Here is a 21351-nt window from a genome sequence, read left to right as displayed (position 1 = left end):
CCTGGACCCCAGCCTTGGTTCGACGCCTACTACCGCGCCGGGCACGTGAAAGCCCGGGATTGGGAGTTGTTTGTCAAATAAGCCTGCGGGGGGGCATTTTCTTCAATACCGCCGCCGTTTTGCCCTTTACCGTGAAGCCATCTGCACCCATCACCCTAAAAGGGAACTCCCATGAGCTTGATCATTTCCATGGCTGCCTTCGCCCTGGCGACCTCCATCACACCGGGGCCGGTGAATGTCGTCGCGCTCAGTACAGGCGCGCGCTTCGGTTTTGCCGCCAGCCAGAAACACGTGCTCGGCGCCGCCGTGGGCTTTACGTTGCTGTTGGTGTTGATTGGCCTCGGCTTGCATCAAGTGCTGCTGCGCTGGCCGATCCTGACCCAGTTGATCCAGTGGGGTGGGGTGGCGTTTTTGCTGTACATGGCCTGGAAACTGGCGGTGGACAACGGCCGGCTGGACGCCGACGGCACGGCCACTGCGCCGTCGATGCTCTATGGCGCAATCATGCAGTGGCTCAATCCCAAGGCCTGGCTGGCCTGCGTGGCGGGGATGGGGTTGTTTGTGGCGGATGGCGATACCGCACAGGTCTGGCTGTTTGCGGCGATTTATCTGGTGATCTGTTACCTGTCGGTCGCTTGCTGGGCCTACGCCGGCACGTTCCTGCGCCGCTACCTCAGCAACCCCCAGGGCGTGCGGCTGTTCAACCGCTCAATGGCCGCGTTGCTGGTGGCCAGTGTGGGTTATTTGCTGATGGCGTGAGCCGGTCGCGGTATTGCCCCGGCGTGGCGGCGAAATGCTGTTTGAACGTGCGCTGGAAATGCGCCTGGTCGGCAAAACCTGCGGCCAGGGCCACATCGGCGATCAGCTCGCCCTGACGCAATTGCGTACGGGCAAACTGGATGCGCTGGTTGACCAGGAATGCATGGGGCGTCAGCCCGTAATACTGCTTGAAGGCGCGGATCAGGTAGGACGGCGACAACTCGGCCGCCGCGCAGATATCTTCCAGTTTCAACGCCTGGGTGCAGTGGGCGCGGATGTATTCGGCAGCGCGCTCCAGCTTGTGGTTGACCTCGCGTACCGGGGTGTCGGAGGGGTTGAGGCGTTGTTGCACCTCAGTGAAGTAACTCACCAGCGCACTCTGTTTTTGCAGGTGTTCAGCCTGTTCGTCCACCAGTATTCGATACAACGCCAGCAGGCCGTTGTACAGCAGCGTGTCCCGAGTGTAAGGCGTGTCGAAGGGCCGGTAACCCTGGTCCGTGCTGAAACCCAACTGGTGCTGCAAGTCGGTCAGCCACGACGTGTCGAGGTACACCATCTGGTAGGACCACGGCTCGTTTTCGAAGGGGTTGCAGGCGTGGACATCACCTGGGTTCATCAACACCACGGTGCCGGTGTTGACCTGGAAGGTGTCCGCGCCGTAGTGGTAATAGCTCCTTCCGGTCGTGATCGCACCGATGGAAAAGTGCTCATGAGCATGACGGGTGTACGTGACCTTGCGCCCATCATCGATGGTACGTGCTTCAATGAACGGCAAGCGCTCATCACGCCAAAAGCGTGGTGCGTGTGCGGGTTGCGCGGTGTTGTTCAACGACATGGCGGTGGTTCCATCCCTTTAGAGACCGGGGGACGATCATTGCACAGACCGCCAGGGTCGTCAGCCTGTGTACGTCAGGCGGGTACGAGGAAGGCTGCCTCCAGCAGTTGCCGCGTGTAAGCATGCTGCGGATCAGCAAAAATCGCCCGTGCATCGCCTTGCTCTACCACCTGCCCGTGCTTAACCACCATCAGTTGGTGACTCAACGCCTTCACCACCGCCAAATCATGGCTGATAAACAAGTAAGTCAGGTTGTACTTGGCCTGCAAACTGCGCAGCAGTTCCACTACTTGGCGTTGCACCGTGCGGTCCAGCGCGGAGGTGGGCTCGTCAAGCAGGATCAGGCGAGGCTTGAGCACCAGCGCGCGGGCGATGGCGATGCGCTGGCGCTGGCCGCCGGAGAACTCGTGGGGGTAGCGGTGCCGGGAATCCGGGTCGAGGCCCACTTCCTTGAGCGCAGCGATGATTGCCGCTTCCTGCTCGGCGGCTGTACCCATCTTGTGGATGCGCAGGCCTTCGCCGACGATCTCGCTGACGCACATGCGCGGGCTCAGGCTGCCGAACGGGTCCTGGAACACCACCTGCATTTCCCGGCGCAACGGGCGCACCTGTTGCTGGGTCAGCGTGTCCAGTTGCTGGCCTTCGAAGCGAATCCCGCCCTTGCTGGCGATCAACCGCAGAATCGCCAGGCCCAAGGTGGATTTGCCCGAGCCGCTTTCGCCGACGATGCCCAGGGTTTGCCCCTGAGGCAGGCTGAAGTTAATGCCGTCCACCGCCTTGACGTAGTCGACGGTGTTGCGCAAAAAGCCCTTCTTGATCGGGAACCACACTTTCAGGTCATCCACCTCCAGCAACGGGGGGCCGACTTCATTGGTCGCCGGCCCGCCGCTGGGTTCAGCCGCGAGCAGTTCCTGGGTGTACGGATGCTGAGGTGATTGGAACAGTGTCTCGCAATCGGCCTGCTCAACGATGCAGCCCTTTTGCATCACGCACACGCGATGGGCGATACGCCGCACCAGGTTCAAGTCATGGCTGATCAGCAACAGCGCCATGCCCAGGCGTGCCTGCAACGCTTCGAGCAATTCGAGGATCTTCAACTGCACCGTGACGTCGAGGGCGGTGGTCGGTTCGTCCGCGATCAGCAACTCCGGCTCATTGGCCAGCGCCATGGCAATCATCACCCGCTGGCGCTGGCCGCCAGACAGTTCGTGGGGCAGGGCCTTGAGGCGCTTGTGCGGTTCGGGAATGCCCACCAGCTCCAGCAGTTCCAGGGTGCGCAGGGTGGCGGCTTTGCCGGTGAGTCCCTTGTGCAGGCCGAGCACTTCGTTGATCTGCTTTTCGATGTTGTGCAGGGGGTTCAACGAGGTCATTGGCTCCTGGAAGATCATCGCAATGCGGTTGCCGCGAATGTGCCGCAGGCTTTTTTCCTGGAGCGTCAGCAGGTCTTGCCCGGCGTAGTTGATGGTGCCGGATGGGTGCCGCGCCAGCGGGTAGGGCAGCAGGCGCAGGATCGAGTGGGCGGTCACCGATTTGCCCGAGCCGCTTTCGCCGACCAAGGCCAGGGTTTCGCCGCGCTTGATATCAAAGCTGACGTTGTTCACCACGCGGTGGTGATGTTCGCCCGTGACGAACTCGACAGAGAGGTCGCGGATTTCGATCAGATTGTCCTGATTCATCTCATTTCCTCGGGTCGAAGGCATCGCGAGCGGACTCGCCGATAAACACCAGCAAACTCAACATGATCGCCAGCACGGCAAAGGCACTCATGCCCAGCCACGGCGCTTGCAGGTTGGATTTGCCCTGAGCCACCAGTTCACCCAACGACGGCGAACCGGCGGGCAAGCCAAAGCCAAGGAAGTCCAGCGCGGTGAGGGTGCCGATGGCGCCGGTAAGAATGAACGGCATGAAGGTCATGGTCGACACCATGGCGTTGGGCAGGATATGCCGGAACATGATCGCGCCGTTCTGCATGCCCAAGGCCCTGGCCGCGCGCACGTATTCCAGGTTGCGTCCGCGCAGGAACTCCGCGCGCACCACGTCCACCAGGCTCATCCAGGAAAACAGCAGCATGATCCCCAGCAACCACCAGAAGTTGGGCTGCACGAAACTGGCGAGGATGATCAACAGGTACAGCACCGGCAACCCGGACCAGATCTCCAGGAAACGTTGCCCGGCCAGGTCGACCCAGCCGCCGTAGAAGCCCTGCAACGCGCCGGCGATCACGCCGATGATTGAGCTGAGCACGGTGAGTGTCAGGGCAAACAGCACCGACACACGAAAGCCGTAGATCACTCGCGCCAACACATCGCGGCCCTGGTCGTCGGTGCCGAGCAGGTTGACGCTAGAGGGGGGCGCCGGAGCTGGCACTTTTAGGTCGTAGTTGATGCTCTGGTAGCTGAATGGGATCGGTGCCCACAAGGTCCAGGCATCCTTGGCGTTGAGCAGTTCCTGGATGTACGGGCTCTTATAGTTGGCCTCTAGCGGGAATTCACCGCCGAACGTCGTTTCCGGGTAACGCTTGAGCGCCGGGAAGTACCAGCCGCCGTCATAGTGCACGGCCAGCGGCTTGTCGTTGGCAATCAGCTCCGCGCCCAGGCTCAGCACGAACAGCACCAGGAACAGCCACAGCGACCACCAGCCACGCTTGTTGGCCTTGAACCGCTCATACCGGCGGCGATTGAGGGGGGACAGGTTCATCTCAATGCTCCCGGCTGGCAAAGTCGATACGCGGATCGACCAAGGTGTAGGTGAGGTCGCCGATCAGTTTTACGACCAGACCCAGCAAGGTGAAGATAAACAGCGTGCCGAACACCACCGGGTAGTCGCGGTTGATCGCGGCTTCAAAGCTCATCAGACCCAGGCCGTCGAGGGAGAAGATCACCTCCACCAACAGCGAACCGGTAAAGAAAATACCGATAAACGCCGATGGGAAACCGGCGATCACCAGCAACATTGCGTTGCGGAATACATGGCCGTAGAGCACGCGGTGGTTGGTCAGGCCCTTGGCTTTGGCGGTGACCACGTACTGCTTGTTGATCTCGTCGAGGAAGCTGTTCTTGGTCAACAGGGTCATGGTGGCGAAGTTGCCGATCACCAACGCTGTGATCGGCAACGCCAGGTGCCAGAAGTAATCGAGGATCTTGCCGCCCCAGCTCAGTTCGTCAAAGTCGTTCGACGTAAGCCCGCGCAAGGGGAACCAGTTGAAATAACTGCCCCCGGCAAACACCACGATCAACAGGATCGCAAACAGGAACGCCGGGATTGCGTAGCCAACGATGATTGCCGAACTGGTCCACACGTCGAAATGGCTGCCATGCCGCGTGGCCTTGGCGATCCCCAGGGGGATCGACACCAGGTACATGATCAGCGTGCTCCACAACCCAAGGGAAATCGACACTGGCATCTTTTCCTTGATCAGGTCGATGACCTTGGCGTCACGGAAGAAGCTATCGCCAAAATCCAGCGTGGCGTAGTTCTTGACCATGATCCACAAGCGTTCCGGCGCCGATTTGTCGAAGCCGTACATCGTTTCGATTTCCTTGATCAGCGCCGGGTCCAGGCCCTGCGCGCCGCGGTAGCTGTTGGAGCCGGCCACCGAGACCTCGGCGCCGCCACCGGCAATGCGGCTGGTGGCGCCTTCAAAGCCTTCAAGCTTGGCGATCATCTGTTCCACCGGCCCACCGGGAGCGGCCTGGATGATGACGAAGTTGATCAGCAGAATTCCGAACAGCGTGGGGATGATCAGCAACAGGCGACGAAGAATATAGGCCAGCATTTAATCGCCTCCGCTCGCCGAATCGGCGCTCGTGTTTGTGCTTGTGTCTAGGGTCACAGCCGGTTTGACATCGGGTTTTTCCCACCAGGTGGCGGTGCCGACGTCGTAGCGCGGCGCGACTTTGGGGTGACCCAGATGGTCCCAGTACGCCACGCGGAAGGTCTTGATGTGCCAGTTGGGAATCACGTAGTAGCCGAACTGCAGTACGCGGTCCAGGGCCTTGGCATGGGCCACCAGGCTTTTGCGCGAATCGGCGTCGATCAGCTCTTCCACCAATTGGTCGACAGCCGGGTCCTTGAGGCCCATGTAGTTACGGCTGCCGGGTTTGTCGGCGCTTGAAGACTTCCAGAATTCCCGTTGTTCGTTACCCGGCGAGGTGGATTGCGGAAAGCTGCCCACCAGCATGTCGAAGTCCCGCGAGCGAATGCGGTTGACGAATTGCGAGACGTCAACCCGGCGGATCACCAGTTCAATGCCCAGGTCGGCCAGGTTGCGCTTGAACGGCAGCAGGATACGTTCGAACTCGGTCTGCGCGAGCAGGAACTCGATGGTCACCGGTTTGCCGGTGGTGTCGACCATCTTGTCATCGACAATGCGCCAGCCGGCCTCCTGCAACAGTTGATAGGCTTCGCGCTGCTGTTTACGGATCATCCCGCTGCCATCGGTTTTGGCCGGCTCAAACGCCTGGGTGAAAACTTCGGGCGGGATTTTATCGCGCAGGGGCTCGAGGATTTTCAGCTCATCCGGGGCGGGCAGGCCGGTGGCCGCCATCTCCGAGTTTTCAAAGTAGCTGCGGGTGCGCGTGTAGGCGCCGTTGAACAGCTGCTTGTTGCTCCACTCGAAATCCAGCAGCAGGCTGATGGCCTTGCGCACGCGCACGTCCTGGAACATCGGCTTGCGCATGTTGAACACAAACCCTTGCATGCCGGTAGGGTTGCCGTTGGGGATCTCTTCCTTGATCAAACGGCCTTCTTTGACTGCCGGTGTGTTGTAGGCGTTGGCCCAGTTCTTCGCGCTGAATTCCAGCCAGTAGTCGAACTGCCCGGCCTTCAAGGCCTCCAGGGACACGGTGCTGTCGCGGTAGTAGTCGGTGATGCGGTTATCGAAGTTGTAGAAACCTTTGGCGACCGGCAGGTCCTTGGCCCAGTAGTCCTTGACCCGCTCGTAGCGGATCATACGCCCGGCCTTGACCTCGGCCACTTTGTACGGCCCGCTGCCCAGTGGTATCTCGAGGTTGCCCTTGGCAAAGTCGCGGGTCGCCCACCAATGCTTGGGCAATACCGGCAATTGCCCGAGGATCAGCGGCAGTTCGCGGTTGTTGGTGCGCTTGAACTTGAACAACACCTTCAGTGGGGCTTCGGCGATCACTTCGTCGACGTCGGCGTAATAGGTGCGGTAGATCGGCGAGCCGTCCTTGATCAACTCTTGAAAGGTAAACACCACGTCTTCGGCGCGGATCGGGTGGCCGTCGTGGAAGCGCGCCTCGGGACGCAGGTAGAAGCGCACCCAGCTGTTGTCCGGGGCTTTTTCGATCTTGCCGGCGACCAGTCCGTATTCGGTGATTGGCTCATCCAGGCTTTGCATGGCCAGGGTGTCGTAGATCAGGCCCAGATTGTCGGCCGGCACGCCCTTGCTGATGTAGGGGTTGAGGCTGTCGAAACCGCCCATGGCCGACTCGCGGAACGTGCCGCCCTTGGGCGCTTGCGGGTTGACGTAGTCGAAGTGCTTGAAGTCGGCGGGGTACTTCGGCGGTTCGTTGTAAAGCGTCAGTGCGTGTTGCGGCGCGGCATGGGCTGCGGTGCACAGCAGCAGGCTGCCGAGCAGTGCGTTGCGCAAATACATCATTGGGCTTTCTCCGAAGCTTTCAGCCACCATGCGCTCAGGCCCAGGCTGTAGGGCGGCGTGGTGACAAAGGCGAACCGGTTACGGTAGGCCAGGCGATGATAGTTGAGGTACCAATTGGGAATGCTGTAGTGCTGCCACAGCAACACGCGGTCCAGGGCACGGCCGGCGGCCAGTTGCTCTTCGCGGGTCTGCGCCGCCAGCAGTTGTTCCAGCAGGTGATCGACAATCGGGTTATTGATGCCGGCGTAATTCTTGCTGCCCTTGATCGCGGCCTGGCTGGAGTGGAAGTACTGCCACTGCTCAAGGCCCGGGCTCAGGGTCTGGTTGAGGGTGATCAGGATCATGTCGAAGTCGAATTGATCCAGGCGCTGCTTGTACTGGGCACGGTCGACGGTGCGCAGGCGCGCGTCGATACCGATGCTGATCAGGTTCTCGACATAGGGCTGCAGGATGCGCTCAAGGTTCGGGTTGACCAACAGCATTTCGAAGCGCAGCGGTTGCCCATCCTTGTTCAGCAGGCGTTGACCCGATAGCTTCCAGCCGGCTTTACCGAGCAGGGTGAGCGCATGGCGCATCGTCTCGCGGGGGATGCCGCGACCATCGGTCTGCGGCAGGCTGAAAGGCTGGGTAAGCAGGCTGGCCGGCAACTGCTCGCGGTACGGTGAGAGCATCAGCCACTCACGGCCGGTTGGAACACCGGTAGCGGCGAATTCGCTGTTGGGGTAGTAGCTCAATGTGCGCTTGTAGGCGTTGCTGAACAGGGTGCGGTTGGTCCATTCAAAGTCGAACATCAGCCCCAGTGCTTCGCGCACCTTGGTCTGGCTGAAGGTTGGCCGACGGGTGTTCATGAACAGGCCCTGGCTTTGCGTCGGGATCTGGTGGGCTATCTGCGCTTTGATCACATCGCCACGGTTCACCGCCGGGAAGTTGTAGCCATTGGCCCAGTTCTTGGCCTGGTGTTCGATATAGATATCAAACTCCCCGGCCTTGAAGGCTTCGAACGCCACATCGCTGTCGCGATAGAACTCCACTTCGACCTTGTCGTAGTTATAGAAGCCCTGGTTGACCGGCAGGTCCTTGCCCCAGTAATCCTTGACCCGTTCGAACATCAGTTGCCGGCCTGGCGTGACTTTGCTGATGCGGTACGGCCCGCTGCCCAGCGGTGGTTCGAAGGTGGTGGCCTTGAAGTCGCAATTTTTCCAGTAGTGCTGGGGCAATATTGGCAACTCGCCCAGGCGCAGGATCAGCAGCGGGTTGCCGGCGCGCTTGAACACAAAGCGGATGCGGTGACGATTGAGGATGTCCACCCGCGCCACTTCCTGCAGGTTGGTGCGGTATTGCGGGTGGCCTTCGGTGAGCAGGGTGCGATAGGAAAACGCCACATCATAGGCGGTGATCGGCTTGCCATCGTGGAAGCGTGCTTCCGGGCGCAGGTTGAACACCACCCAACTGCGGTCCTCGCTGTACTCCACCGATTGGGCGATCAGCCCGTAGCTGGAGGTGGGTTCGTCGCCGGAGGGCGCGTACTGGCCGGTACCGACCATCAATGGCTCGTTCAGCTCATTGACGCCGTATTGCAGGAAATTGGGGGTGGAAACCGGGCTGGAGCCCTTGAAGGTATAGGGGTTGAGCGTATCGAAGGTGCCAAAGGCCATCACCCGCAATGTGCCGCCTTTCGGCGCTGCAGGGTTTACCCAGTCGAAGTGGGTGAATTTGGCCGGGTACTTGAGCCTGCCGAACTGCGTATACCCGTGGCTCTCGGTAATTGTCGCGTTCGCACCAAAGCTCAAGGCCAGACTTATTAGTAGAAGGAGGGGACGCTTCAAGTCAGAGATCCGATCCAGGCGGCTTGGGCTTTATGATCGGTACAGTAACAGCTTGTTCCGGTTGGAAAAAGGCCGTTGGGAAGGCCCTTTGAGGGCTGGCGCGGTATTGAACGGTGTGAAGATCAAATGTGGGAGCTGGCTTGCCTGCGATAGCATCACCTGGGTGTCATTGATACACCGCGGTGTCTGCATCGCAGGCAAGCCAGCTCCCACACAAGCCAGCTCTCATGCGGCTTATCTTGGCCCGGAAACCACCAGCATCTGCCCCGGCTTGAGCGCCTGGCCAGTGCGTGGGTTCCAACGCTTGAGATGTTGCATCTCCACGTTGAAGCGCTTGGCGACGATGTACAGCGAGTCGCCTTTCTTGACCTTGTACTGCACCGGCTTCTTGCGACTGGCTACCGCGCGGCGGGTGTCCTGCATCACCAGGGTCTGGCCGACCTTGAGGGCCTGGCCGTTGAGCTGGTTCCAACGTTGCAGGTCATGCACATTGACTTTGTTGGCCTTGGCGATCAGCGTCAGGTTGTCACCCTTACGCACTTTGTAGCTGCGGGTACGCCCGGTAACCCGTGCGGTCTCAACTTCGTCGAACACCCGTTTTTTGGGGCGCATCGCCAGCAATTCTTCCGGCTTCATCGTCGAAAGGGTGCTGGTGAGCAGTTGCGCTTTGGAACTTGGCACCAGCAAATGCTGCGGGCCGTCCAAGGTAGTGCGTTGTTTCAGGGCCGGGTTGAGCTGGAACAATTCGTCTTCGTCGATCTCGGCCAGCGCGGCAACCCGTGACAGGTCCATGCTTTGCTTGACTTCAACCACTTTGAAGTACGGCGTGTTGGCAATCGGGTTAAGGTTGACGCCGTAGGCTTCCGGCGCCAGCACTACCTGGGACAGCGCCAGGAACTTGGGCACGTAGTCCTTGGTTTCCTGGGGCAGGGGCAAGTTCCAGTAGTCAGTCGGTAGGCCGAGTTTCTCGTTGCGCTCGATTGCCCGGCTCACCGTACCTTCGCCGGCGTTATAGGCAGCCAGGGCCAGCAACCAGTCACCGTTGAACATGTCGTGAAGGCGGGTCAGGTAGTCCAGGGCGGCGGTGGTGGAAGCGGTGATATCGCGGCGGCCATCGTAGGCGCGGGTCTGGCGCAGGTTGAAGTAGCGCCCGGTGGAGGGAATGAACTGCCACAGGCCGACCGCATTGCTGCGCGAGTAGGCCATTGGGTTATAGGCACTTTCAATCACTGGCAGCAGCGCCAGCTCCAGGGGCATGTTGCGTTCTTCAAGGCGTTCGACGATGTAATGGATGTAGAGGCTGCCGCGTTCGCCGGCGTTTTCCAGGAAGGAGGGGTTGCTGGCGAACCACAGGCGCTGTTGCTCGATGCGCGGGTTGACGCCTACGTCGTCCTGCAATTGAAAGCCACGTCGCATGCGTTCCCAGACGTCTTGTGGGACGTCGGGAGCCGGCTTCTCTGAAAGCCAGATGACGGGTTTCTGTTTGATCTTGGCGGTAAGGTTTGGCTTGGGTTGCACGGTGGGTTGTGCGGTGAAATTGTTTGATTGGCAGCCCGCCAGCGTGGCGGACACAGCCACCGCCACAGCTTGAGCCAGGCGGGTCAATGCGTCTGAATGGTTGGATTTACGAATAGATGACGACATTGGCTGGAAGTAAGTTCCGGGCAAAAATGTCGGGCGATTCTAGAAAGCGCATTGGTTCCGGTCAACCATTCAGAAATTACGTATCAGATTGTTTTCCGTTAGAACTTATCTTTCCAGGCCCTCAAGCTAGCAAACACCTCGGCCCCAGAGCGGTTGTCGCGCCCATTCCGTTCGTCCGCTTTTTGTTTAACGGATGTTTCAGAGGTGCGCAGAAAGGGATTGGTGCGCTTTTCCAGGGCCAGGTTGGAAGGCAGCGTGATCTCGCCGCGGGCCCGCAGTTGAAGGACGTTTTCCACGCGTTCGGCGATATCGGCGTTGTGGGGTTCCACCGCCTGGGCAAACTTGAGGTTACTTTGTGTGTATTCGTGGGTGCAGTACACCAAGGTATCGGCAGGCAGCGAGGCCAGACGCTCAAGAGAGGCGTACATCTGTTCCGGCGTGCCTTCGAACAGGCGCCCGCAACCGGCGGCGAACAGGGTGTCGCCACAAAACAGCACGCCTTGGTGATAAAAGGCGATATGGCCCAGCGTATGGCCAGGCACTGTATAAATGTCGAAGTCCCAGCCGAGCACCGTGATGCGGTCATTATCGTTTAACGCTACGTCCCGCGCCGGGATCATCTCGTTGGCCGGGCCGTAGACCTTGGCGTCGGTAGCACCTTTGAGTTGTTCGACACCGCCGACATGATCATGGTGATGATGGGTAATCAGGATGTCGCTGAGGGCCCAGCCAGGGTTTTGCTTGAGCCAGGCCTGTACGGGCGCGGCGTCGCCGGGGTCGACCACGGCGCAGCGCTGGGTGCGGGGGGCTTGTAACAACCAGATGTAGTTATCGGTGAAGGCGGGCAGGGCAGTGATCTGTATCATTCTTCGATTCGCCAAGCTGAACACATTGGTGCATCTTAGAACGTCTAGGCGAGTTGGAGAATGCAATGACTGATAAAGCGTTCGCCCAGGCCGATCCTGAGTGGCTGGCCCTGATCAGCGCAGCCCGTGAATGGCTGTCCGGACCCATCGGGCAATTTCTGCTGAACGAAGAACGGCGCATGCTCGAAGACGAGTTGGGCCGGTTCTTTGGCGGCTACCTGGTGCATTACGGGCCATCAGCTGAAACGCCACCCGCCGCGCCCCAAGTGCAACGCAATGTACGCTTGGGCGCACCGTTGCCGGGGGTTGAGATCGTGTGCGAGGAACAGGCCTGGCCGTTGAGCGAGCACGCCGCCGACGTGGTGGTGTTGCAACATGGGCTGGATTTCTGCCTGTCACCCCACGGTTTGTTACGCGAAGCGGCGAGCAGTGTGCGCCCAGGTGGCCATTTGCTGATAGTGGGCATCAACCCCTGGAGTAGTTGGGGGCTGCGCCATGTGTTTGCCCATGACGGCCTGCGCCAGGCGCGCTGCATCTCGCCGCAACGGGTGGGGGACTGGCTGAACCTGCTGGGCTTCGCGCTGGAGAAACGCCGCTTCGGGTGCTATCGTCCGCCGCTTGCTTCGACCAAGTGGCAAGGCCGCCTGGCTGGCTGGGAGCGGCGCGCAGGTGCCTGGCAACTGTCGGGCGGCGGCTTCTATTTATTGGTCGCACGCAAGATCGCGGTCGGGCTGCGGCCGGTGCGTCAGGTACGTCGCGAGCCTATCGGCAAGCTGCTGCCGATGCCGCTGGCCAAGGTCAACCGTGAGCAAATCGATACGTAACTTATTTTTTGAATTCAGACCGAGCAACCGATGACCGATAGCGTAGAACTCTTCACCGATGGCGCCTGCAAGGGCAACCCGGGCCCTGGCGGCTGGGGCGCATTGCTGGTGTGCAAGGGCGTGGAGAAGGAATTGTGGGGCGGTGAACCCAATACCACCAACAACCGCATGGAGCTGATGGGTGCCATTCGCGGCCTGGAAGAACTCAAGCGCCGCTGCAACGTGCTGCTGGTGACCGACTCGCAGTACGTAATGAAGGGCATCAACGAGTGGATGGTCAATTGGAAGAAGCGTGGTTGGAAGACCGCGGCCAAGGAGCCGGTTAAAAATGCTGACCTGTGGCAACTGCTCGATGAGCAATGCAATCGCCACGACATCACGTGGAAGTGGGTGCGTGGTCACATCGGCCACCCTGGCAACGAACGCGCCGACCAACTGGCCAACCGTGGCGTGGACGAAGTGCGCGGCTACAAGCAGAGCTGATGCCGGCTCACGTGTTAACATCGCGCCCTTTGATTCACACCACACCGTTGAGAGCTGAACCCTGATGGCCATCCGATCTGTTGTACTCGATACCGAAACCACCGGCATGCCGGTGACTGATGGCCACCGGATCATTGAAATCGGCTGTGTCGAACTGATGGGCCGCCGCCTCACCGGGCGTCACTTCCACGTCTACCTGCAACCAGACCGGGACAGTGACGAAGGCGCGATCGGCGTCCACGGCATCACTGACGAATTCCTCAAGGGCAAGCCGCGCTTTGCCGAAGTCGCCGATGAGTTTTTCGATTTCATCAATGGCGCCCAACTGATCATCCATAACGCAGCGTTCGACGTCGGCTTCATCAATAACGAGTTTGCCCTGATGGGGCAGACGGATCGCGCCGACATCTCCAGGCACTGCTCGATCCTCGACACCCTGATGATGGCCCGGGAGCGTCACCCGGGCCAACGCAACAGCCTCGATGCCTTGTGCAAACGTTATGGCGTCGATAACTCCGGCCGTGAACTCCACGGCGCCTTGCTCGACTCCGAGATCCTCGCCGACGTTTACCTGACCATGACCGGCGGGCAGACCAGCCTGTCCCTGGCCGGCAATGCGTCCGATGGAAATGGTTCGGCGGAAGGCTCGGGTAACCGCCCTTCGGAAATCCGCCGCCTGCCGGCGGATCGCAAGCCGACCCCGATTATCCGCGCCAGTGAGCAAGACCTGGCCGAGCATGCGGCGCGGTTGGAGGCAATTGCCAAGTCGGCGGGTGCGCCGGCGTTGTGGACCCAGCTGACCCAGCAATAACCCCAAGACTGAACGCAGCCCACACTGGATCTCCATTGCTTTCAAAATCTTCATTCGCGTCATCGCCCCCAAGCTTCTACCCTTGAGTGCATAGCCGTCAGGACGCCATGCCCTTATGTACAAAGACCTGAAGTTTCCGATCCTCATCGTGCACCGCGATATCAAAGCCGACAGCGTCGCCGGTGACCGGGTCCGAGGCATCGCCCGGGAGTTGGAACAAGAGGGCTTCAGTATCTTTTCCGCCGTGGACTACGCCGAAGGCCGGCTGGTTGCTTCTACCCATCATGGCTTGGCCTGCATGCTGATTGCCGCCGAAGGTGCCGGTGAGAACACCCACCTGCTGCAAAACATGGTCGAACTGATCCGCCTGGCGCGGTTACGGGCGCCGAACCTGCCGATTTTTGCCCTGGGCGAGCAAGTCACCCTGGAAAACGCGCCGGCCGACGCCATGAGCGAACTCAACCAACTGCGCGGCATTCTGTACCTGTTCGAAGACACCGTCCCGTTTCTCGCCCGGCAAGTCGCCCGCGCGGCCCGCACTTACCTGGATGGCTTGTTGCCGCCGTTCTTCAAGGCGCTGGTGCAGCACACCGCCGACTCCAACTATTCCTGGCACACCCCCGGCCATGGCGGTGGCGTGGCCTATCGAAAAAGTCCGGTGGGGCAGGCGTTTCATCAGTTTTTTGGGGAAAACACCCTGCGTTCTGACCTGTCCGTCTCGGTGCCGGAACTGGGCTCGCTGCTGGATCACACCGGCCCCTTGGCTGAAGCGGAAGCCCGCGCTGCACACAATTTTGGCGCCGATCACACCTTCTTCGTGATCAACGGCACGTCCACCGCCAACAAGATTGTCTGGCATTCCATGGTCGGCCGCGATGACCTGGTGCTGGTGGACCGCAATTGCCACAAGTCGGTATTGCACTCGATCATCATGACCGGCGCGATCCCACTGTACCTGTGCCCGGAGCGCAACGAACTGGGGATTATCGGGCCGATTCCCCTGAGCGAATTCAGCCCCGAGTCGATCCGCGCCAAGATCGACGCCAGCCCGCTTGCCCGTGGCCGAGTGCCGAAAGTGAAGATGGCGGTGGTCACCAATTCCACCTACGACGGCCTGTGTTACAACGCCGAGCTGATCAAGCAGCAATTGGGCAGCAGTGTCGAGGTGCTGCACTTTGACGAGGCCTGGTATGCCTATGCGGCGTTTCACGAGTTCTTTGCCGGGCGCTACGGCATGGGCACTTCGCGCACGCCGGACAGCCCGTTGGTGTTCACCACTCACTCCACCCACAAACTGCTTGCAGCCTTCAGCCAGGCCTCGATGATCCACGTGCAGGACGGCGGTGCGCGCCATCTGGACCGTGATCGTTTCAACGAAGCGTTCATGATGCATATCTCAACCTCGCCGCAATACAGCATTATCGCTTCGTTGGACGTGGCCTCAGCGATGATGGAAGGCCCGGCCGGGCGCTCGCTGTTGCAGGAAATGTTCGACGAAGCCTTGAGTTTCCGCCGTGCCCTGGCCAACCTGCGCCAACACATTGCCGCCGATGACTGGTGGTTCTCCATCTGGCAGCCGCCGTCGGTGGCGGGTATTGATCAGGTGGTTACCGACGATTGGCTGTTGCAACCTGAGGACGATTGGCATGGCTTTGGTGATGTGGCCGAGGACTACGTGCTGCTGGACCCGATAAAAGTGACACTGGTGATGCCCGGCCTAACCGCCGGGGGCGCTCTGAGCGACTGCGGCATTCCTGCTGCGGTGGTCAGCAAATTCCTGTGGGAGCGTGGCCTGGTAGTGGAAAAAACCGGGTTGTATTCCTTCCTCGTGCTGTTCTCCATGGGTATTACCAAAGGCAAATGGAGTACGCTGCTCACCGAATTGCTTGAGTTCAAGCGCAGTTACGATGCCAATGTCAGCCTCGCCAATTGTTTGCCATCGGTCTTCGCACAAGGGCCGGCGCGCTATCAGGGTCTGGGTTTGCGCGACCTGTGCGATCAATTGCACAGCTGTTACCACCGCAATGCCACCGCCAAACACCTCAAACGCATGTACACGGTGTTGCCGGAAATTGCGATGAAACCGGCCGACACCTACGACCAATTGGTGAGAGGTGAAGTCGAAGCGGTGTCGATTGACGCCTTGCCAGGGCGCATCGCAGCCGTAATGCTGGTGCCGTATCCACCTGGCATTCCATTGATTATGCCGGGCGAGCGGTTTACTGATTCGACGCGCTCGATCATCGACTACCTGGCCTTTGCCCGGACGTTCGATAGCAGTTTCCCCGGTTTTGTCGCCGATGTTCATGGGTTACAACACGAAGATGACGGCAGTGGTCGTTGTTACACCGTCGATTGCATCAAGGGTTAAGAATGTTTATGCAAGCTGTAATGAACCCGAAGTATCCGGGGCTCAGTGTACGGGTCGCGGATGAAGGTTTTGATGCCTACGTGTGGGGCAATGACTTCAGCTTTGAGGTCAGCGGCTATGGGCAGCCGCAGATGGGCGCGCGGGTCGATCAATGGCCCGTGGAGCGCATCGTGCCGTACCGCAAGTGCTATGGTATCGATCCGGAGGAGTTCGCCAGTTTTCGCGATGCGCCCGACAGCGCGATCTTCATGGCCTACCTGGACGACCGCCCGGTGGGGCATATCGTGGTCAGTACCAATTGGAACGGCTATGCCCATGTCGATGAACTGGCGGTGGTCTTGCCCGCGCGGCGTCATGGGGTGGCCAAGGCATTGCTGGATGTGGCGCAGTTCTGGAGCCGCAAGAAAAACCTGCCCGGCTTGATGCTGGAAACCCAGAACAACAACCTCGGCGCCTGCCGTTTGTATGAACGTTGTGGTTACGTGATGGGGGGCATCGACAAGCTGCGCTATCGCGGCATCGATCCGCAAACCCGCGAAGTGGCGATCTTCTGGTATCGGTTATTCAAAAGCGAAGTCGAATAGGCTTAGCCCACCAACAGGCCTTCAGCCTTCTGCGTCACGATCTCCAGCAGTGCATTCAGCGCCGGGGAAGTCACGCCATCCTTGAGGGTCAGCGCATACAGGTTGACCATGATCGGCGGCGACACCGGGCACGCATCCAGCCCGGCTTCACGCGCGCCAAACGCGGTGAACGGGTCAACCACCGCCAAGCCTTCTCCCGCTTCCACCATGCTGCGCATCATCTGATAGGTCTGTACGCGCGTCTGCACCACAGGCAGCGGGCGCAAAGCTTGCAGCTTGGCGTCCAACTGGCGGCTGAGCGGGTCCTGGCCCTCCAGGCCAATCATCGATTGCCCGGCCAGGTCCTGCAACGCGATGTACTTTTGCTTGGGCTTTAGCCAGCCACGGGGCGCGAGTAATTGCAGCTTGCCCTGGGCCAGTACGGTGCTGTGGATCTGTGGGTGTTCCGGGTCATGCAGGCTTAAACCGACGTCAGCCTCGTGCAGCAGCAGGCTCCTGACGATCTCCCGTGTCGGCTGGCTCGACAGGTTGCAAGGTGTGTCCTGGAAACGTCGGCGCAGCACCGCAATGCTGTGCGGCAACAGTTGGTTGGCCAGGGGCGGCGTGCACAGGGCACGGAGGGTCGGGGCGTGATGGTGTTTCAAGCGACTGGCCAGGCGTTGCACCGGCTCCAGCGCCTCATACACATGGGCGATTTCTGCCTGCAGCTCCAGCGTTTCCCGCGTCGCCTGCAATCGCCCGCGGATGCTGGCGAACAGCATAAAGCCCAGTTGCGCCTCGGCCTCCTTGAGCGCCGCGTCCACGTCGCCCACGGGGAGTTGCAGCCACTCGGCGGCCAAGCCGGGGTGTCCGGTCTGCAAGATGGCCTGAATCACTTCGATATGACGTAAACGCATCGCCGGAGTCTATGTGCAGCGCGCCGCGTATTCAATAGAATGGCTACGCTGATCATCAACGACCACAGCCGGCTACCGGCATTAACAACAAAAACAGGTCTGGTCTCAAATGCCTCTACCCTCGATATTCCTCGGGGTAACGGCCAAGCAACTGCTGGTTCTGGTGACCGTAGGGTGCGTGGCTGCTTATCTCTTCAATACCCAAAGCGAAACCACGCCGGAAAAGCTGGCACTTGAAACGTTTATCCGTTCCCAGGAACAGGTGGCCGAACAGGTGGGGGCAGTCCTTGGCATTGAGTTGATCAGGCAGGTGGTCGCGCATCCCGGTTACAACTCGGCGGGTTACCAGCGTTCGATGTTTGCGGTGGAAGGCGAGCGTGGGCGGGTAGTGGTGACGTTGAAAGAGGTCGAGGGGGAGCAGGGCATTGAAGTCACGGAGATCCGCCGCCCGTGATCACCCCAGCCCAGTCAATGCCATCAATGGCCAGGACTGAGCAGGTGGATAGGGCGAGATCTTATGAAGCGAGGGTGGTTTGCGATTCGCGCACGAGAATGGTGCCCGACTGAATCAGCTTGAATTCGTCGCCTTCCAGTTTCTCTACACGGTCGCCAATGGCCAGCTTGTAGGTGGTGGTAGGTGCCGAGCCAGCCAGGTCGCCTTGCGCCGGGTTGGATTCCTGGAACTCATGCACCGAATACACGCGTCCTTCTGCGTCTCTGGCATGAAACTGTCCGACTAGTACTGCTGCCATCTGTTTAGAACCTCTGGAGATAAACACTCGATTTGCGGTTCTGTAGACCGTTATGGAGCGGGGTAGTTTACTTACGGAATAAAAATACTATTCGCTGATCTTTTTGGACGCTTCCTACACGTTGTAGGGCGATGCAAACGTCCGGGGGATGAGCAAAACCTTCTGGTGAACACGCCGCGAAGACTTTATAACTACACGTTCCTTTAGTCAGACGTCGAGAAACCCCAATGAGCAAGGTCTACACGGTAGCCGTCCTGGTTGGCAGCTTGAGAAAAGACTCGATTAACCGCAAGGTTGCCTTGGCATTGGCCGAACTGGCCCCTGTCAACCTTAGGTTGAACATTGTGGAAATTGGCGATTTGCCGCTCTACAACGAAGACATCGACGGCGCTGCACCGCCCGCAGCCTACAGCACTTTCCGCCAACAGGTGAGCTCATCCGACGCGGTGCTGTTCGTGACCCCGGAATACAACCGTTCCGTGCCCGCTCCGTTGAAGAATGCCATCGACGTGGGTTCCCGGCCGTACGGGCAGAGTGCCTGGAGTGGCAAGCCGGGTGCGATCATCAGCGTGTCGCCGGGGGCCATTGGTGGCTTTGGCGCCAATCATCATCTGCGCCAATCCCTGGTGTTCCTGGATGTGTGGTGCATGCAGCAGCCGGAGGCCTACTTGGGGGGGGCGGGGAGCGTGTTCGATGACGCAGGCAAGGTCTCGGAAAAGACCAAGCCGTTTCTGCAAGCGTTCATTGATGCCTACGGCAAGTGGGTGGAAAAACAGCACGCTTGATTTGGCAATGAGATCAGAATGTGGGAGCGGGCTTGCTCGCTCCCACATTGGGTTCAGCGTAGCCAGTTGGTGCGCGCCAGCTCGATCACTTCATCGCCACGCCCACTCATCACCGCCTTGAGCATATACAGGCTGAACCCCTTGGCCTGTTCCAGCTTGATCGTCGGCGGCATCACCAACTCCTGGGTCGCGGTGATCACGTCCACCAGCACCGGGCCGTCATGGGCCAAGGCGCGGCGCAGGGCCGGCTCCAGGTCCTCGGATTGTTCCACCCGAATGCCGAGGATGCCCATGGCATTGGACATGGCGGCGAAGTCCGGGTTTTTCAGCTCGGTGCCAGCATCCAGGTAACCCGATGCTTTCATTTCCATGGCGACAAACCCCAGCGACGAGTTATCGAACACGATGACTTTCACTGGCAGCTTCAACTGCGCCAGCGAGATGAAATCCCCCATCAACATGGCGAATCCACCGTCACCGGACATCGAGATCACCTGGCGATTCGGGAAGGCTGCCTGGGCACCAATGGCCTGGGGCATGGCATTGGCCATCGAACCGTGGTTGAACGAACCGATCAGGCGGCGTTTGCCGTTCATCTTCAAATAGCGTGCCGCCCAGACGGTGGGCGAGCCGACGTCGGCGGTGAAGATCGCATCATCATCAGCCAGCTCGCTGAGCAGGCGCGCCACGTACTGCGGGTGGATTGGTCGATCGGCTTTCGACGGTTGAGCAAGGTCGTCCAGCCCTTGGCGGGCCTTTTCGTAGTGCTTCAAGGACGCTTCGAGAAAGCTGCGATCGGTCTTGCGTGTCAGGCGCGGTAGCAACGCGCCAATGGTTTCACTGACGTCGGCGGCGATGCCCAAGTCCAGCGTGGCACGACGGCCCAGCGCCTGCGGGTTGCGGTCAACCTGGATGATCTTCGCGTCAGTCGGGTAGAACTGACGGTACGGAAAGTCGGTGCCGAGCATGATCAAGGTGTCGCAGTCGAGCATGGCGTGGTAACCGGAGCTGAAGCCGATCAGGCCGGTCATGCCCACGTCGAACGGATTGTCCCACTCCACGTGCTCCTTGCCGCGTAGCGCATGCACCACCGGAGCGCCGAGTGCGTCGGCCAGGGCGACCACTTGGTCATGTGCACCGGCACAGCCGCTGCCGCAGAGCAGGGTGGTTTTATGGCTGCTTTCAAGAATTTCGGTAAGGCGTTGCAGGTCTTGTTCAGCTGGCAAGGTGCGCGGCGCGTGCAGAGCGGGCCAGGGCTTGAGCTTGTCTTCCACTTCCAGCAGCGAGACGTCGCCCGGAATCACCACCACCGCGACGCCGCGATTGAGGATCGCCGAGCGCATGGCGCGGTGCAGCACATGGGGCATCTGCTCGGGGTTGGTCACCAGCTCGATGAAGTAGCTGCATTCCTTGAACAGTTCCTGAGGATGGGTTTCCTGGAAGTAGTTAAGGCCGATCTCCGAAGACGGAATCTGCGCGGCAATCGCCAGTACCGGCACATGGTTGCGATGGCAGTCAAACAGGCCATTGATCAAGTGCAGGTTGCCCGGCCCGCAGCTGCCGGCGCAGACCGTCAGCTCACCCGTGGCCGCGGCTTCGGCACCGGCGGCGAACGCGGCCACTTCTTCGTGGCGCACGTGCATCCACTCGATGCTGTCCATGCTGCGCAGGGCGTCGGTGAGGCCGTTGAGGCTGTCGCCGGTCAGGCCCCAGATGCGCTTGACGCCCGCCTGTTCAAGGGTGCTCGCCAATTGCTGGGCCAGGTTGATTTTCGCCATGGAGAACTCCAATCGTCAGTGAGGTTAAAAACTGCTGATCAATAGGGGACAGTTCGATCACGGCGAATGCTCCGCCTTTAATGTGAAGATTGCGTCAGAGAGGGGCTTCACCGCCGGCCCCCTGTGGGAGCCGTCGAGCTTCAGCGAGGGCGCGATAGCGGTGGGGCAGGCGATGATTATGTTGGCAGTGCCGGCCTTTTCGCAGCCTCGCTAAAGCTCGACAGCTCCCACCTTTGATCTGCGTTGCTGATAGGAATGGTGTCCGTAAGGAATGCCTGGGAGCCGAGATTCAGCCGCCACCGCCGATCCCCTGTGTGAGCCGTCGAGCTTTAGCGAGGCCGCGATAGCGGTGGGGCAGGCGGCGAGTGGATTCGCTGATGAACCATAAAAAAGGTTCTTCACGGATTGCCGGGAAAGACGCTCTTGATCTTCATGAAGAAGAACTCGCTGTCCCGGTAACCGTACGCCATTCGTTTGATGACCTTTATTCGATTGTTTATTCCTTCCAACTGACCGG

General features: G+C 60.0%; 20 protein-coding genes. 8 read left to right on the top strand and 12 right to left on the bottom strand.

Annotated elements, in window-relative coordinates:
- Positions 1-171 precede the first annotated feature (171 nt).
- Positions 172-759, top strand: coding sequence for a LysE family translocator (locus AACY52_RS25680; protein WP_339418319.1), 588 nt, complete (start codon positions 172-174; stop codon positions 757-759).
- Here the strand turns inward: AACY52_RS25680 and AACY52_RS25675 are convergent.
- From AACY52_RS25675 to gloB, 8 genes are all read right to left on the bottom strand, one after another.
- Positions 701-1594, bottom strand: coding sequence for an AraC family transcriptional regulator (locus tag AACY52_RS25675; RefSeq protein ID WP_339428045.1), 894 nt, complete (start codon positions 1592-1594; stop codon positions 701-703). The two genes, AACY52_RS25680 and AACY52_RS25675, sit on opposite strands and share 59 nt — an antisense overlap.
- A gap of 74 nt (positions 1595-1668) precedes the next feature.
- On the bottom strand, positions 1669-3270 hold the full coding sequence (locus AACY52_RS25670; protein ID WP_339418321.1) for an ABC transporter ATP-binding protein: 1602 nt from the start codon (positions 3268-3270) through the stop codon (positions 1669-1671).
- Between the two features lies 1 nt (position 3271).
- Positions 3272-4291, bottom strand: coding sequence for an ABC transporter permease (locus AACY52_RS25665; protein WP_339418322.1), 1020 nt, complete (start codon positions 4289-4291; stop codon positions 3272-3274).
- 1 nt (position 4292) lies between these two features.
- A complete protein-coding gene (locus tag AACY52_RS25660) occupies positions 4293-5369 on the bottom strand; it encodes a microcin C ABC transporter permease YejB (protein ID WP_339418323.1) in 1077 nt (358 codons plus the stop codon).
- Positions 5370-7214 (bottom strand): extracellular solute-binding protein, encoded by a 1845-nt coding sequence (locus AACY52_RS25655; RefSeq protein WP_339560956.1) that lies wholly within the window; start codon positions 7212-7214, stop codon positions 5370-5372. It lies immediately after the preceding gene.
- Positions 7211-9040 (bottom strand): extracellular solute-binding protein, encoded by a 1830-nt coding sequence (locus AACY52_RS25650; RefSeq protein ID WP_339560955.1) that lies wholly within the window; start codon positions 9038-9040, stop codon positions 7211-7213. The genes AACY52_RS25655 and AACY52_RS25650 overlap by 4 nt, the downstream gene beginning before the upstream one ends.
- A gap of 234 nt (positions 9041-9274) precedes the next feature.
- Positions 9275-10684, bottom strand: coding sequence for a transglycosylase SLT domain-containing protein (locus AACY52_RS25645; protein ID WP_339418326.1), 1410 nt, complete (start codon positions 10682-10684; stop codon positions 9275-9277).
- A 98-nt stretch (positions 10685-10782) separates the two neighbouring features.
- On the bottom strand, positions 10783-11550 hold the full coding sequence (gloB, locus tag AACY52_RS25640) for a hydroxyacylglutathione hydrolase (RefSeq protein WP_339560954.1): 768 nt from the start codon (positions 11548-11550) through the stop codon (positions 10783-10785).
- A gap of 65 nt (positions 11551-11615) precedes the next feature.
- On the opposite strand from gloB, the gene AACY52_RS25635 reads away from it, so the two are divergent.
- From AACY52_RS25635 to AACY52_RS25615, 5 genes are all read left to right on the top strand, one after another.
- Complete coding sequence (locus tag AACY52_RS25635) at positions 11616-12374, top strand: methyltransferase domain-containing protein (protein WP_339418328.1); 759 nt, start codon at positions 11616-11618, stop codon at positions 12372-12374.
- Between the two features lie 30 nt (positions 12375-12404).
- Positions 12405-12857, top strand: coding sequence for a ribonuclease HI (rnhA, locus tag AACY52_RS25630; RefSeq protein ID WP_010210917.1), 453 nt, complete (start codon positions 12405-12407; stop codon positions 12855-12857).
- A 70-nt stretch (positions 12858-12927) separates the two neighbouring features.
- Complete coding sequence (gene dnaQ / locus AACY52_RS25625; protein WP_339418505.1) at positions 12928-13668, top strand: DNA polymerase III subunit epsilon; 741 nt, start codon at positions 12928-12930, stop codon at positions 13666-13668.
- Between the two features lie 115 nt (positions 13669-13783).
- A complete protein-coding gene (locus tag AACY52_RS25620; RefSeq protein ID WP_339560953.1) occupies positions 13784-16039 on the top strand; it encodes an Orn/Lys/Arg decarboxylase N-terminal domain-containing protein in 2256 nt (751 codons plus the stop codon).
- Positions 16040-16047: 8 nt separating this feature from the next.
- Positions 16048-16623: a GNAT family N-acetyltransferase gene (locus AACY52_RS25615; RefSeq protein ID WP_339560952.1), complete on the top strand. Its 576-nt coding sequence runs from the start codon at positions 16048-16050 to the stop codon at positions 16621-16623.
- A gap of 2 nt (positions 16624-16625) precedes the next feature.
- Here AACY52_RS25615 and AACY52_RS25610 read toward each other — a convergent pair whose 3' ends face one another.
- Complete coding sequence (locus AACY52_RS25610) at positions 16626-17519, bottom strand: LysR substrate-binding domain-containing protein (RefSeq protein WP_339418331.1); 894 nt, start codon at positions 17517-17519, stop codon at positions 16626-16628.
- A gap of 109 nt (positions 17520-17628) precedes the next feature.
- Here AACY52_RS25610 and AACY52_RS25605 point away from each other — a divergent pair, with 109 nt between their 5' ends.
- The gene (locus AACY52_RS25605) at positions 17629-17973 is read left to right on the top strand and encodes a hypothetical protein (protein WP_339438885.1); all 345 of its coding nucleotides are present in this window, start codon (positions 17629-17631) and stop codon (positions 17971-17973) included.
- A 61-nt stretch (positions 17974-18034) separates the two neighbouring features.
- On the opposite strand, the gene AACY52_RS25600 is transcribed toward AACY52_RS25605, so the two are convergent.
- Positions 18035-18271 (bottom strand): hypothetical protein, encoded by a 237-nt coding sequence (locus tag AACY52_RS25600; protein ID WP_016979714.1) that lies wholly within the window; start codon positions 18269-18271, stop codon positions 18035-18037.
- A gap of 227 nt (positions 18272-18498) precedes the next feature.
- Between AACY52_RS25600 and AACY52_RS25595 the strand changes: the two genes are divergently transcribed.
- Complete coding sequence (locus AACY52_RS25595; protein WP_339418334.1) at positions 18499-19056, top strand: NAD(P)H-dependent oxidoreductase; 558 nt, start codon at positions 18499-18501, stop codon at positions 19054-19056.
- A gap of 53 nt (positions 19057-19109) precedes the next feature.
- Here the strand turns inward: AACY52_RS25595 and poxB are convergent, their stop codons facing one another.
- Both poxB and AACY52_RS25585 read right to left on the bottom strand, forming a co-directional pair.
- Positions 19110-20834 carry a ubiquinone-dependent pyruvate dehydrogenase gene (poxB, locus tag AACY52_RS25590; protein ID WP_339418335.1) on the bottom strand — a complete coding sequence of 575 codons (1725 nt, stop codon included), beginning with the start codon at positions 20832-20834 and terminating at the stop codon, positions 19110-19112.
- Positions 20835-21232: 398 nt separating this feature from the next.
- The coding region (locus AACY52_RS25585) for a transposase (RefSeq protein ID WP_146484865.1) at positions 21233-21351 on the bottom strand (119 nt) is incomplete at its 5' end.

The organism is Pseudomonas sp. EA_65y_Pfl1_P113 (assembly GCF_963970525.1).
Lineage (GTDB): Bacteria > Pseudomonadota > Gammaproteobacteria > Pseudomonadales > Pseudomonadaceae > Aquipseudomonas > Aquipseudomonas tritici.
This window is presented reverse-complemented; position numbering and strand designations above follow the sequence as displayed.

Bases quoted from the DNA above. Each gene is read 5' to 3' on its own strand.
- AACY52_RS25680 (WP_339418319.1), top strand. From the start codon at position 172: ATGAGCTTGATCATTTCCATGGCTGCCTTCGCCCTGGCGACCTCCATC.
- AACY52_RS25675 (WP_339428045.1), bottom strand. From the start codon at position 1,594: ATGTCGTTGAACAACACCGCGCAACCCGCACACGCACCACGCTTTTGG.
- AACY52_RS25670 (WP_339418321.1), bottom strand. From the start codon at position 3,270: ATGAATCAGGACAATCTGATCGAAATCCGCGACCTCTCTGTCGAGTTC.
- AACY52_RS25665 (WP_339418322.1), bottom strand. From the start codon at position 4,291: ATGAACCTGTCCCCCCTCAATCGCCGCCGGTATGAGCGGTTCAAGGCC.
- AACY52_RS25660 (WP_339418323.1), bottom strand. From the start codon at position 5,369: ATGCTGGCCTATATTCTTCGTCGCCTGTTGCTGATCATCCCCACGCTG.
- AACY52_RS25655 (WP_339560956.1), bottom strand. From the start codon at position 7,214: ATGATGTATTTGCGCAACGCACTGCTCGGCAGCCTGCTGCTGTGCACC.
- AACY52_RS25645 (WP_339418326.1), bottom strand. From the start codon at position 10,684: ATGTCGTCATCTATTCGTAAATCCAACCATTCAGACGCATTGACCCGC.
- gloB (WP_339560954.1), bottom strand. From the start codon at position 11,550: ATGATACAGATCACTGCCCTGCCCGCCTTCACCGATAACTACATCTGG.
- AACY52_RS25635 (WP_339418328.1), top strand. From the start codon at position 11,616: ATGACTGATAAAGCGTTCGCCCAGGCCGATCCTGAGTGGCTGGCCCTG.
- rnhA (WP_010210917.1), top strand. From the start codon at position 12,405: ATGACCGATAGCGTAGAACTCTTCACCGATGGCGCCTGCAAGGGCAAC.
- AACY52_RS25620 (WP_339560953.1), top strand. From the start codon at position 13,784: ATGTACAAAGACCTGAAGTTTCCGATCCTCATCGTGCACCGCGATATC.
- AACY52_RS25615 (WP_339560952.1), top strand. From the start codon at position 16,048: ATGCAAGCTGTAATGAACCCGAAGTATCCGGGGCTCAGTGTACGGGTC.
- AACY52_RS25610 (WP_339418331.1), bottom strand. From the start codon at position 17,519: ATGCGTTTACGTCATATCGAAGTGATTCAGGCCATCTTGCAGACCGGA.
- AACY52_RS25605 (WP_339438885.1), top strand. From the start codon at position 17,629: ATGCCTCTACCCTCGATATTCCTCGGGGTAACGGCCAAGCAACTGCTG.
- AACY52_RS25600 (WP_016979714.1), bottom strand. From the start codon at position 18,271: ATGGCAGCAGTACTAGTCGGACAGTTTCATGCCAGAGACGCAGAAGGA.
- AACY52_RS25595 (WP_339418334.1), top strand. From the start codon at position 18,499: ATGAGCAAGGTCTACACGGTAGCCGTCCTGGTTGGCAGCTTGAGAAAA.
- poxB (WP_339418335.1), bottom strand. From the start codon at position 20,834: ATGGCGAAAATCAACCTGGCCCAGCAATTGGCGAGCACCCTTGAACAG.